Origin of the sequence: Candidatus Nitronauta litoralis (assembly GCA_015698285.1) — a bacterium.
Taxonomy (GTDB): Bacteria; Nitrospinota; Nitrospinia; order Nitrospinales; family Nitrospinaceae; genus Nitronauta; species Nitronauta litoralis.
In genome coordinates this window covers 1,612,602-1,624,921 of record CP048685.1, presented here as the reverse complement: position 1 = coordinate 1,624,921, position 12,320 = coordinate 1,612,602, and the positions used below count along the sequence as shown (strand labels likewise).

General features: G+C 43.6%; 12 protein-coding genes. 2 read left to right on the top strand and 10 right to left on the bottom strand.

Annotated features, from left to right (window positions below; translation table 11 throughout):
* The 5 genes from G3M70_07435 to G3M70_07415 all read right to left on the bottom strand — a co-directional run bounded on the left by G3M70_07435 (position 1) and on the right by G3M70_07415 (position 2,605).
* The gene (locus G3M70_07435) at positions 1 to 768 is read right to left on the bottom strand and encodes a phage Gp37/Gp68 family protein (GenBank protein QPJ61727.1); all 768 of its coding nucleotides are present in this window, start codon (positions 766 to 768) and stop codon (positions 1 to 3) included.
* Between the two features lie 80 nt (positions 769 to 848).
* Positions 849 to 1,166 carry a transcriptional regulator gene (locus G3M70_07430; protein ID QPJ61726.1) on the bottom strand — a complete coding sequence of 106 codons (318 nt, stop codon included), beginning with the start codon at positions 1,164 to 1,166 and terminating at the stop codon, positions 849 to 851.
* Positions 1,166 to 1,492 carry a type II toxin-antitoxin system RelE/ParE family toxin gene (locus G3M70_07425; protein ID QPJ63740.1) on the bottom strand — a complete coding sequence of 109 codons (327 nt, stop codon included), beginning with the start codon at positions 1,490 to 1,492 and terminating at the stop codon, positions 1,166 to 1,168. The genes G3M70_07430 and G3M70_07425 overlap by 1 nt, the downstream gene beginning before the upstream one ends.
* Positions 1,493 to 1,534: 42 nt before the next feature.
* Positions 1,535 to 1,849 carry a hypothetical protein gene (locus G3M70_07420; GenBank protein QPJ61725.1) on the bottom strand — a complete coding sequence of 105 codons (315 nt, stop codon included), beginning with the start codon at positions 1,847 to 1,849 and terminating at the stop codon, positions 1,535 to 1,537.
* Between the two features lie 60 nt (positions 1,850 to 1,909).
* Positions 1,910 to 2,605: an Hsp20/alpha crystallin family protein gene (locus G3M70_07415; GenBank protein ID QPJ61724.1), complete on the bottom strand. Its 696-nt coding sequence runs from the start codon at positions 2,603 to 2,605 to the stop codon at positions 1,910 to 1,912.
* Between the two features lie 267 nt (positions 2,606 to 2,872).
* Between G3M70_07415 and G3M70_07410 the strand changes: the two genes are divergently transcribed.
* On the top strand, positions 2,873 to 4,027 hold the full coding sequence (locus tag G3M70_07410; GenBank protein QPJ61723.1) for a trypsin-like serine protease: 1,155 nt from the start codon (positions 2,873 to 2,875) through the stop codon (positions 4,025 to 4,027).
* Between the two features lie 35 nt (positions 4,028 to 4,062).
* Here G3M70_07410 and G3M70_07405 read toward each other — a convergent pair whose 3' ends face one another.
* Complete coding sequence (locus tag G3M70_07405; GenBank protein QPJ61722.1) at positions 4,063 to 5,676, bottom strand: SagB/ThcOx family dehydrogenase; 1,614 nt, start codon at positions 5,674 to 5,676, stop codon at positions 4,063 to 4,065.
* Between the two features lie 178 nt (positions 5,677 to 5,854).
* Here G3M70_07405 and G3M70_07400 point away from each other — a divergent pair, with 178 nt between their 5' ends.
* The gene (locus tag G3M70_07400; GenBank protein ID QPJ61721.1) at positions 5,855 to 6,553 is read left to right on the top strand and encodes a trypsin-like peptidase domain-containing protein; all 699 of its coding nucleotides are present in this window, start codon (positions 5,855 to 5,857) and stop codon (positions 6,551 to 6,553) included.
* A 404-nt stretch (positions 6,554 to 6,957) separates the two neighbouring features.
* Here the strand turns inward: G3M70_07400 and G3M70_07395 are convergent, their stop codons facing one another.
* From G3M70_07395 to G3M70_07380, 4 genes are read right to left on the bottom strand one after another with little or no spacing between them, the layout of a single operon-like run.
* Positions 6,958 to 9,030 carry a UvrD-helicase domain-containing protein gene (locus tag G3M70_07395; GenBank protein ID QPJ61720.1) on the bottom strand — a complete coding sequence of 691 codons (2,073 nt, stop codon included), beginning with the start codon at positions 9,028 to 9,030 and terminating at the stop codon, positions 6,958 to 6,960.
* Between the two features lie 38 nt (positions 9,031 to 9,068).
* Positions 9,069 to 10,022: a hypothetical protein gene (locus tag G3M70_07390; protein QPJ61719.1), complete on the bottom strand. Its 954-nt coding sequence runs from the start codon at positions 10,020 to 10,022 to the stop codon at positions 9,069 to 9,071.
* 1 nt (position 10,023) lies between these two features.
* Positions 10,024 to 11,172, bottom strand: a complete 1,149-nt coding sequence (locus G3M70_07385) for a DUF3696 domain-containing protein (protein QPJ61718.1) — start codon at positions 11,170 to 11,172, stop codon at positions 10,024 to 10,026.
* On the bottom strand, positions 11,165 to 12,265 hold the full coding sequence (locus tag G3M70_07380) for a DUF262 domain-containing protein (GenBank protein ID QPJ61717.1): 1,101 nt from the start codon (positions 12,263 to 12,265) through the stop codon (positions 11,165 to 11,167). Before G3M70_07380 ends, G3M70_07385 begins: the two co-directional genes overlap by 8 nt.
* Between the last annotated feature and the right edge of the window lie 55 nt (positions 12,266 to 12,320).

Here is a 12,320-nt window from a genome sequence, read left to right as displayed (position 1 = left end):
TCACTCAGCGGCTACATATAGGTCTTGAGGGGCGGAGCTACGGTCTGATAATTGGGGGAATTCGTTCCATTCTTTTCCATCTAGTTCCCTTCCACCTGATTTAGGTCTAAATCCTCCCCATTGTTTAAAGAAGAAGGGGACTTCCTGTTCAACACATTGATCGCGTATAGAGCGTACCCAAGATAATTGCATTGGCCTTGCATGGGGGCCGCTTTCGCCACCAACAATGACCCATTGTATACCCCTTAAATCCATTTCTCCCGGCGGCCCAATGAGTGGCTCAATTGATAAGAAACGAACACTGGCATTTGTTTCTTGAATATGCTTTATCCTCGAACATTTAGTATAGTCTTCGACAGATGTTCCTAACCAAATATGCTCTGGAACAGTCTTATTTTTATAACGATCATTGATAAAATCACGCATGAGAGAGCTACGCTTGGTCAGCACTTGGAAAATATGCCAGTCTGCTTTTTCCATCGTTTCAAAAACGCTTGCTATGTAGTCTTTGGGTATTTCTTTGTGAAATAAGTCGCTCATGGAGTTTACAAAAACCATTTTTGATTTCTTCCATGTGAGCGGCTGTTCGACACGATCCGGCCTGAGTGTAAGATCAAAACCCGTTTCAAATGGGTGATCCTTTACGCCTCGGAAACGCTCCGAAAAACGCTCTGCGTAGCAATTATCGCAACCAGCACTGATTTTTGTGCAACCCGTTACAGGGTTCCATGTTGCGTTTGTCCATTCTATTGTTGATTTCTGCGCCATTTTTGAATTTGAAATTCCTTAAAGTACTATTGGTCTGATTATAGCTCAACGGGAGCTCTATACGCAATGAATTCAATATATTACCGAGAAGTTTTCACCTCAAACTGAACGCCTTCTTTTTGCTGTAGCGTGTGGATGATGCCGAAGAGGTTATTGGCAGTCGGGTTGCCGCTGGGGCTGAACATGCGCATCAGGCTTTTGGGCGATTTATTCACCGCGTTTCCCAGCTTCTCAAAACCTATGGTCGCGTTGATGTAGTCGCGAAGAAGCATCTTGCCCGTTTCGGTATCCCCGGCCAGCATGTTTTCAATGCTTTCCTTGAGAAGGCCTGTACGAAACTTGGGATCGCGCAAGGCGCGGGCCTGTATTGTTTCTTTAAAATTACGTGTGATTGCCATTATTTCTGTTCCTTTTTGCGTTTCTTGTATTCCTGCCAAAGTTCCTTTGCCCGGTCTATGTCGTTTTGCTGGCGTTTCTTTGTGCCACCGCCAAGCAAAATAACCAGTTTGTCTCCGTCTTTTCCCAGATAAACCCTGTAGCCCGGTCCCCAGTCAATAACACATTCATGAACGCCCCTTCCCACGCTTTTGACCGAAGATAAATTTCCATTTCCTATCCGCGTAAGGTACGTGTTCACTTTGAGAGCGGCTTGCGTGTTCAGGCCTTCAAACCAGTCAGCAAAAGGGCTGCTCTCATCTTCACGAAGGTATTCTCTTACCTCTATCACAATGGTAACATAAAAGTTACTTTATTGCAAGTTTGATAATCACAGGGTGGGTTCATAAGTCTTCTCAAAGGAATGGGTGAAATCCCTGGCTTCTTGTTCAGGCAGTTTCCCGCCCATCTCCTTATAATGCGCGATATCCTGCCGGAGTTCCAGCATTTGCGTTTTATATGTTTCTTTAAAATCCTCAAAATGCCGTTGCAGGTTTTGGCGCTCTTTGAGCAGGCGAGTGATGAGGGTGTGTTGCTCCTCCCGATCCCGTTTGCGGCAAGTTTCAATCTGGATATTATTGTCGGCTTTAAGCTTCTGATATTTCCCAGTTAGGCTATACCAGACTCCCTTTAGTCCTTTGGGCAAGCGTTGTGTTCTTTCGAGGGTTTCCTTTTGCCATCTTTTGGGCTCTATCCGTACTCAAATTTATTTTTTCTGCACTTCGACAATCAGTTTATCGTTTTTAACATCGATTTGAAGTGATTCGGGTTTAACGGGTCCAGGAAGCGTCATGTATCTTTCTATATGGGAAGAACTTTGGCTTTTAAAAAATTTATCCTCTTCTTTGGTTTCATTCAGTTCCTCTATTGTTCCTGAGATTTTTAATGTTTGCTCTTCAATAGTGACGTCCAGTTTTGTCTTATCAAGCCCTGGAAGGTCCAGAGATACAATATATCGGTCGTTTTCTTCTGTTAAATCAAAATTCTGGGAAAAGGGACCTCCAAAAGAAAAGCTCCTCATTGAAAACGGGTCACCTTTTAACTGGTTCAGGTTCTGGTCAAAAAACCTGTCCATCCGTTTTTGCATTTGTTGAAATTGAGAAAACGGATCCAAACTGTCCTGGGAATAGAGTTTTGGAAATAGGTTTGGATTTATCAAACCAGGCTCTTGATTATGTGAGAATTGGTTGTCTGGATTTTTATTAAACAAAAAATATGACTGAACACCTATCATTAGAACGAGGCACGCAATCAAGGCCCATAACCATCGTATGGTTTTATTTTTTCTTTGGGCACCCAGGCTTTCCAGATAACTACGATTCATCTGGATTAGTTCCTGGTCTGCCATCTGCTTTTTTAAAGAATCCAGCTGGTCGTCTTTTTTTGAATCATCTGTTTTCATCTCCACAGCCTCGCATTCCTCGGTTAATTTAACTTTCGGTTTACCGGGTAACGAAGATTTCCAAAAACAGAGGAACAAAACACTTCCCCAAATCCTTCTTTAAAAGAATTTATTAAATCTAAAAATCAATTTTTCTTAATTTCAAATACTTTCAGGCATCGCCTCCTGCTGTCATTGACAGGTTCATTTCGCGATTTTATTAATTTGATAAAATTTATTAAATATTGAGTCAAGTTTCCACCAAAAAATTTGTTCAAGGAGGGCAGAATGGGCTTCTTGAAAAACTCCACAACAATATATATCTGGGCTGTTTTTCTCATCATTTTTTCGATTTTATTCAACCATTGGGAAAAATTTTCCCTTCAAATTTTTGGCCCGCCTGCTGCCTTGGATCTGGATTTCAACCAGCCCCGGCAGGAACCTGCCGTTCGGCTGGTTTCCAAAGATGAAATTATCACCACCGATGTTTTTGAAAAAAATCACCAGGCGGTGGTCAACATATCCGCCACCACTCTGACCATAAATTTCTGGCGGCAAATTATCCCGAAACAGGGCCAGGGAACAGGTTTTATCATTGACGATCAGGGATATATTCTGACCAACAATCATGTGGTCGCCAAAGCCGATAAAATCACCGTTACCCTGGGAGATGGAACCAAAGTGAAAGCCATTTTAATTGGGCGGGATCCCTCTTCTGATCTAGCCGTCATTAAAATTCCCAAACGTTATGTTTCCAAAGTCGCAAAACTGGGAAACTCGGATGACATACGGGTCGGGCAAAAGGCCATTGCTATCGGAAACCCCTTTGGACTTTCTCATACGTTGACCACTGGAATCATCAGCGCTCTCAACCGACAGATTCAAAGCCAGGGAGGCGCCCTCTATGATCTTATTCAAACAGATGCTGCCATCAATCCCGGAAATTCGGGCGGTCCCCTCTTGAATTCGAACGGAGAAGTGATCGGAATAAACACAGCTATCTTCAGTGTATCCGGAGGTTACCAGGGAATTGGTTTTGCCATTCCTGTAAACCAGGCGAAACAGGTGGCAACTCAATTGATCACGCATGGAAATTATCTGAAACCCTGGATGGGAATATCCGGAGTCGCGCTAAGCGAAGACCTCATAAATCTGCTGAAGCTTGATGTGAAACAGGGGGTTCTGGTAGCGGAGACGCTGCCTCAAAGTCCTGCAATTAAAGGTGGGATTCGTGGAGGCCAGAGAAACCTTATCTATGGAAATCTCAGGTTGCCGGTAGATGGCGATATCATCCTTTCCATAGACAACACCCCCATAAAAAATATGAATGACATTGTCCGTGAAGTAAACAAACATCAAGTCGGCGATTCTTTAACTGTAAAAGTCTGGAGACATGGAAACTCAATTAATCTGGAAATAATATTGGAAGAAAAACCGGTTTAAACTTTTCCAGAACCAATGAGGATTTATTGATCCGATTAATAGGGAGGCAGTGTGGTCAGTCGTGTGTCCTCAACGGGTCCTCCAACGGTGAAATGATATAAGCTCTGGTAACTCTTGTCTTCGATACCAAAAATCTGGTGGACCGGATCGTCGAGAAAACAACCGATACCGGTACTGCGAATACCGCTGACCTCCGCCTGCAAATATAGAATTTGCCCGATTGCACCGCATTCCCAGTAAAGACGGCGATAAAACCACGGCCCCCACTGCTCCAGGGGTTGCCGGAAGGCACTGATCATTCCAAGACTGAAACATCCGTCACTCGCGATGTTTTGTCCACAGGAAACAGATGCGGCCTGATGTTGAAAATTTCCTTCCTGAAGTAAAAACAAATCCAGCGACTGCGGGCACCCCTCCGGTTTCTCCCATAAGAAGTCCGGATTGAAAGCGGATTTCAGTTCCTTCAATTGATTTTTATTTCGCACAAGAACATATAATCCCTGCGGTAGATCGTCCACTCGGTGGACAAACAGACCAAGATGAACCTGCGGTTCCCAGGAAATGGTTTGGAAAGGAAGTGGACAAAGAGCGGGAGTCGCCTTGATCAAAAACTGGAAAAAGGTGTCGCGTGAAATCCGGGTGCGGCCGTCCATGGCAACGGCACTGCGGCGTTGATGAATCGCTTTTCTTAAAGGAAATGTATCTTCCTCAAAAAGCGAAGGCTCTCCAGCCGGAGGCGTGGATGAAATATTATTTGTAACTGGCTTTTCGGTAGCTTCAGATACTTCATCAATACCACTCCATTCCACATGGGATCTGCTCAGAATATTTGGCGTTCCTATCCATTTCACATTTTCCTCAAAGCTCTCCCTTACCAGGCGCGTATCCCAGGCCGGTTTAACTCCTAAAGGTTTGGGAGAAACTGCGATTAAACAATCAGGCACTTCCACCTCTGTTTCACTTTTATTCGTCAGACCCAGAAGCGTCTCCAGCGTTTCTGTGTCCAGATGATCGAGCAACTTTGCCTGCCAACCCAGTCCAGCGCAGGCCATGTTGACCGCGCCCAAAGCGTGCCCAAGATCATGCTGGCAATAGCGGAATGCACGCAGGCCATACTTCCAGGCTTCCCGCCAGTAAATTGAACTGAGACCGATAAAAAACGTTTGCGGATCAAAACCGGAACGCAGGGTTTCCCAGATTTTGTCAGGTAAACGGGCACGTAGTTCCAACGCATGCATGGCGGGGCAATAATGAAATACTCCGGGCACAGTGGAAAGACCCTCCAACGGGCCAGTAATTAAATAACCCTCTGTTGGATGCAGGTTGCCGCTTGAGGGATTGACCCGAAGCGCCCACCGAGTTCCCTGAAAACTTTTCCAGGCGGAGAGTGCAAGGCAATCGAAAAAAAACCGGGACAAAGAAGTGAAGGTCCAGGGAGATTTTGAAGTGGGTGCAGGTTTCAGGGCTTCTGAAAAATAAGGACGCTCTTCCGGAAGCACTTTTTCCAATGAAACCAACTCGGCACCCTGGTATCTCCGAAACGGATCGGGTTGTGATGCCCAGTCCAGGTAACCCGGACCTGGAGCGAAGCCCTGGCGACCGTGCTTTGAAAAACGATGGTAGTTAAAAACTTTTTCCGAGTCAGACATGGAAACCCTGATGGTGTAGGAAGTATTTCTAAAGAGGCATCTTAAACCATCTAAATTTTCAATTCAGCAGATTCCAGATGCACCCTCTTAAAAATTATTTATTGGGAGGGCATTTTATTTCCCAGAAGAATATACTGTTATCTGGTCGAATACCTTTATTTATTTTTTGGAAAAGAGAGTGAACATGCATAAAGTGATCGGAATAGTCCTGATAACAGGAGTACTGATAAGTATTATGATTTGGAGTACACCGGTTGCGCGGCTGGGTTCCGGTTTTATTGTGGGAGACGCGCAGTATATCCTCACCTACTATGATCTCGTGAAGGAATCTGAGAATATTCAAATCAAGTTTCCAAATGAAGATAATATTGCCGCCAAACCGATTTATAAAAATAAAACCGACAATCTGGTAATTCTGAAACTGGTGCAACCTCCCAAGGTAAAAAGGGAGCCCTTATTCTTTCAAAAAGAAAATAGGAACATTAAGGAAAGTTATGTTTTTTCTCTCGGTTATCCCTGGACGAACACCCTTGAAGACAAACATATTATGCTCGAAGGCAACCTTATAATGGCCATTGAAAACGAGACCGGGCTAATGAAAATCGATATTCAGATGGACCCGATCCACAGTGGCAGTCCATTGTTTAACGGGAAAGGTGAGGTTGTTGGAATGGTGATATCTGCTGAGACACTGGAAGATCGCGGCAATTATTCCGAAAACCCACACCCGGCGATTCCCTCTGCGGTATTGATCGATTTGATGAATAAAAACGATATACCATTTGAGGGTAAATCCAAAACAACATTGAATATATCCGCCATGGATGAATATATAGAAATGATAAGAAACAACGTTGTCCTGATAGAGGCGAGATAAACAATAGAAGATGGCCTCTGAGTTTGTAAGCGTTGAATCCTTACAATTTACCCAATCAAGGGCCAATGACCACTTTCTTTTCAAAAATGATCAACTGTCAGACTATTACTAGCGCTCTTCATATTAGGCACTTATTTAAACCTTAACACTTGAAATTGTTAGGGTTTGAGACAAATTCAAAATTCAATAAGTAGTCAGGTAAAAACCTGACCCCTTTACTTTATATGGGTTAGGTAGTTTTCTCTAACAAAACTTGGGCATACCACCAATTTTGGATTGCAATAAACCTCAGCGGCCTAATCCGCCATGATCGTATACGGCAGGAATCCATAGAGTTTTGGCCATGGATACTTTGGTTGTCATGTCTAATAATTTTCCACCATTAACTTCGTTGCAGATTTACTTTACAACTCTAAATCTTCTAAGAATTCAGAGGCCGGGGCGATGCCGGTTACTAGCAGATGGTCCCTTGCCCTTGTGCAGGCCACATATAGAAGGTGACGTTCCGTGTTGTAAACTTCCTCCAGGTCCGCATCATCAACCACCGTCTCAATTCGTTTCTGCAGAGGAATAATCTCATCATCACAGGCCATCACCACGACTGCTCTGAATTCTAAACCCTTAGCAAGGTGCATTGTGCTGATTGAGACTTTACCGCTGATGGTATCCACTTTCTCGTCCAGTATTTTAAACGGTAACCCGGAACTGTTTACCGCATCTTTCGCCCGACCCAACTCGGCTGATGACCTGACAAAAATACCCAATTCGTGAGGCATCAACCCTTCTTTGCTCAGATGGGTAACCCAGTTACTGACCATTTTTATCTCGGAATCCTGATTGTCAAAAGTCTGGATAGTTGGGGCTGGTCCGTTGAACACTGAAATGGTGTTCCCTCGTTCCTCTATGTTGCCGTCTGCATCTGTCACTTGAGGACCCAGCAAACGATCTGCTTGCGCTCGGATTTGGTGTGAAGTTCGATAATTGACATGCAAGATTCTTGATCGCCCGCGAATATCCACACCCAATGCACGCCATGAAAAGGGTTGCTGAAAAATACGTTGTCCAAGGTCACCAGCGAAGAAAAGGCTATTGGGTCGATCCTTTCCAAGAGCAGCTAAAAAACGCAGATGAGCAACGCTGATATCCTGGGCCTCATCCACCACCGCAAAATCGAATGGCGGGTTTTTGCTCTTCGCAATGACATCCGTCAGCTTTTTAAATAAACCTGAATGGGTCATTAAGTTTTTTGATTCGAGATCTGTCCGAACCTGGTCAAAGATGGACCAAAGCACAACACGTTGACTCTCCGGCAATCGGGTTTTTCTTCCCAACCGCTTTACATCCCGATAGGCTTCCCAGGATTCCAACTGCCACGCGTCTACTACTTGCTCCCACTCCGTCAACAAGAACGGGAGACTGAACTTGTGCCCCCCGACTTCCTGGGAAGCTTTTTCCAGAAGCTCAACAATCGTTTCCTGTAACGCCATTTTTTCCTTACCAAGGTGAGGCTTAATAAGCTGTTGGCCAATGGAATCCATTGAATGTACTTCGAGACGTTCGGCCAAACGCGGCTCACTGCTGATTAACCGTTTGAGTTTCGTTCGTAGAGCATTTGCCAGAATGTCGGAAAAGGTGGTGAGCAATACTCTCGCATCAGGATTGGTCCGGACAAGAAAGACAGCCCTGTGGAGTGCAACGATGGTTTTCCCTGTACCCGCAGAACCCGAGACCCGCGCCGGGCCGCTATAGTCGCGCTCAACCCATTGACGTTGCGCCGGGTGGAGAAAAATAGTCCATTTCTCCCAAGGGTATTCTAAGGCACGCTCCAGTTCCTCAATATTATTCATCACCCGGAAACGCCGCTGAGCATCGGGGTGAGCGAACGGGTCCGTACCAGCTGCAACGGGCTTGGCGGCTTCTGGTTTCCCACCCACGGCGATTTCTAAAAGAGCTTCTGCCGCCTCCCCTGGCAAATGATCCGCCAACACCAGCAGGGTGTCTTCATTAGCTTGGAGTACGTCGCTTACCCATTCCTCTGGCACACCGTAGTCCAGCAATTCCTCTTCAACCATATTGGCAAACAACAGGGGTTTCGGTGGTGAGGGTTGTTCTACGTCGACATACTTGGGGATAATGATTTCCTGAACAGTTTCCTTCACCTCTACCAACTGGGCGGCACCGGTTTTCGGGTGTGTTTCCAGCTTGCGCTTTTCAGCCCAACTGTAAGCTTTATCGTGATGATCGACATAGCAGAGGAGCAGGCTGGCCTCTGTTTTGTGGACAATCAAACGTATGTCACGGCTGACTCGAATCGACCAGAAATTTTTATCTTTGGATTTATCCAGTTTATGAAATTGCATCCCCGGCTTGGCGGGGTTTACCTGGAGGTCAAAAGCGGTGGTCTTGACAGCTTTCTGTTCTTCATTGGTGAGTTTGGAAAGACTGTCTGTGAAGGTATCTGCAATGCGGAGTCCCATTAGATCACAATGGAAATTTCAGACTGAGTCACAATATTTTACCTTTTTGTAAGTTTGGGGCCGACATAAACAACAAACAATGGGTCATAAGCTCGACCGGTCCAAGAGTAGTGGATACGCAATTGACGACTCTTTTCCTTGCCATGCATTGGGCAAAATAGATTTTGACCATTTATTTCGGGATGGGAAAAGGTAAGCTTACTTTTAAATTCGTTTTTTTCCGAATCAGAGGAATCTGTAAACCATGCTTTTTGTCCTGTAAAATGGTCCTGATAAATTTGTTGCCCCTCTGGAGTTCTTTTCCCATTGGAATCAAAACATTCCACAAAACAATTCAAAGTGTTCAATAAAACTTGTATCTGCCTTGATGCCCCTGGGGCGTAAGGTTCACCTTTTAGATATTCAAAACAGCTTTCAGAAAAGGTAAGATTTTGAAATCTATCTTTGGCAACCTCACCCAATTCGGTCCAACTTTCTATAGGTGGTTGAAGGCTTTTAAGTATATTTTCAAGTTCTTCAATTTCCCAATGGTTGAAGATATCAATTTTGAATACTGCCCCTGAATCATGATTCCAAGACACATTTAGAGGAGATATCTCCCAAGAAGAGGGTTTGAGACTTACCAAACGCTTTTCGATCCCCTGAAAAGAAGAGTAGGCGGCTTCGCCTAAGGCAGTATCGGTAACAATTTCCTCTTTATATTCAAAATAATCATCGGGGCTATGATTTCTATCATCCTCCCAAAATGGTCCATTCTTTGTTAGCCATTGGGTAAGAGCGCGTTTTTCTTCATGACTAAAGAACTGTATTACCTGTTTCATGTTTTGTGTTTTTGTAACATCTACGTATGGAATATTACGGTGACAATAAATGGGATGCCCATATCTTCTAGCCACATCCCTCATCTTCATTACTCTTTTAATAGCCTGTTTAAATTCAGTTACCTCCTGAAATTGGCCCTGAATTGACAAATCATTTACAAGAAGCTCCAATTTAATCCTCCCACCCTGCAAAATGATTCATATCCTTATCAAATTGGTCAAAAAATCCTTCCGGCCAAACATCAATGTTGCCCGTTTTATCTAGTGTTGGGCTAATGACCTGGGAGTCATTAGCATCAGGAGAACGTTTTTTGAAAAAATGGATAGCCACATTTTCCGATGACAAAGAGCCTGATTTAACGGACCGTCGAACGCCATTCAAAACATGGTCACTATGAGATTCAACTATTACCTGGACACCTGCACTTGCAACATCTGCCAGGAACTGGCCCATAAGGGCTTGGCCTGCTGGATGTAAATGCACCTCAGGGTTTTCAATCAAAATAAGGCTTTCCTTTTTAGATGAAAGCGCAGCCACCACAATGGGTAAGATTTGGGTTATTCCAAATCCAGAATGAATTGGCCGATGGAATTCAGTGTCATCGGAAGTTCGGATACTAAGGATTACTGCATTTGCTTGTTGAACTTGTTCGACTTTTAATGCAAACCCTGGGAACAAGATACGCATACGTTCCTCAACCTGCCTTAAAAGAGTAGGGGGTGCCGTTGGAAGAACAAGTTTTTCTAGAACGTTTTCATCCCTATTCCTGTGCAACAAACTTACTGTATGCTCCCCAATTGAACCAACAACCGAGGTTATTTGCTTGTCTTCGAGTGGATAAATTTCTCTCGGACCCATTCTTTCAGCAGTAATATATGTAAGTCGCCGTAATCGATTGGCAAAGATAGAAGTGGTTGAATTTTGATCCTCAGGTAGTAAATATCTTAATTTTTCAGGTTGAGTATAAGTTTTGTCGTTAATGGTTAAATTTTCTATCTTCATAGACATTTCGGATCGTTCCCCAAAAAACACCCAACGATAACAACGACTATCCCCATCAACCAAACCAATCTCAAAACTACGTCTACTATGGACTTCATCTACTACATCTGAAACGGTGCCTAATTGAATTGAATCACCATTTAGCAGGAGATATTTGGACCACTCATGTTCACGCATGGTTTGGTAAAGTAAAACTAAACCCTGCAGAACAGATGATTTTCCGCATGCATTTGAGCCGGATAGGATTGTCAAAGGCCTTAGGGGGAGCTTAAGTAACTCGAAACACTTAAATGTTTTTAGGGTTAACTGATTAAGCACCGAACACCTCTCCAATCATTTCACCAGCCATTTCAAATCGGCACTTGACGGCTTTTACGCTGTTGGTTCCATAGGTAATTGACTTAATAAATTCAGCATCCTCCATTAGCTTAAAAAAAGCTGCCTTTAACTTCTCTTTACGCTTTTCTACAATATCTTCAGGATAGTCGGAAAGACCCGTGGTCATTACATCCCATATGGAAGCGTTGATTACGTTGCGCTGCCCCCCGCTGCCATCGTAATGTTTCCTGAATGCATAGCGACCGAATACTTTATAATTATTTACTAGGCTAGTTCGAAATTGATTAGAAAACTCTTTCAACTGCTCATCTGACAAACTATTCATCTTTCTTAATGCCTGCGCCAAAAATTCGTCCATTTCTCCTTTATATTCACCGAAAGGGAAAATTTTAAACGCGCAAAACCGATTTACAAACTCTCGATCTCTCATTGTTGAGGCTCGGAGGCTTCCTCCAGTTGCTTCAGAAAATAATTTTGCTTTTGCTTCGGTCTTTAAAAGTCGAGTGGCCTTCCCCATAAATAAGCAGTTCCGCATTTGTTGGCGAGTGAGAGGAACCCCACCATTTACCCGTTCAAATATATCTAATCGAGCCTGCTCTGGCACTTTAGAATCAATAATATAAAGAACCAAATTGCAGTCCTCCACCCGGTTTTGCAACTTAGGGGATAGCTCACTGAATAATTTCTTATTCAATTCTCTCTGATTTGGCAATTTTAGTTTTAATTTGTCTTTTACGAAATATTGAAACGTAGAGAGTCGTTGCAATCCATCCACCACTACATTTCGACCTTTGTCATCTTCTGCGAGGTAAAAAACTGGTAGTGGAATCCTCATAAGTACAGATTCTATAAGCTTACTTTGCTTATCATCTGGCCAAATAAAATCTCTTTGAAAGTCTGGATCCATAACAAAAGTTTCTTTTTCGATTCTTCGTAGAACATCATGAACCGTACGGGTTTCAGTTCTTATCAACAGGGTATCAATAGGGTAATCACCCAAAGAAGCATCTTCATCTGCTCCCAGGCCTTCAATTTCCTCTTCAAGATTAGGGTTTAGATTTTCTTTGCTCACTGAATCCTCAATCGATGAAAGTGTTATTATCCAAAACCATTTCCCATATTAACTT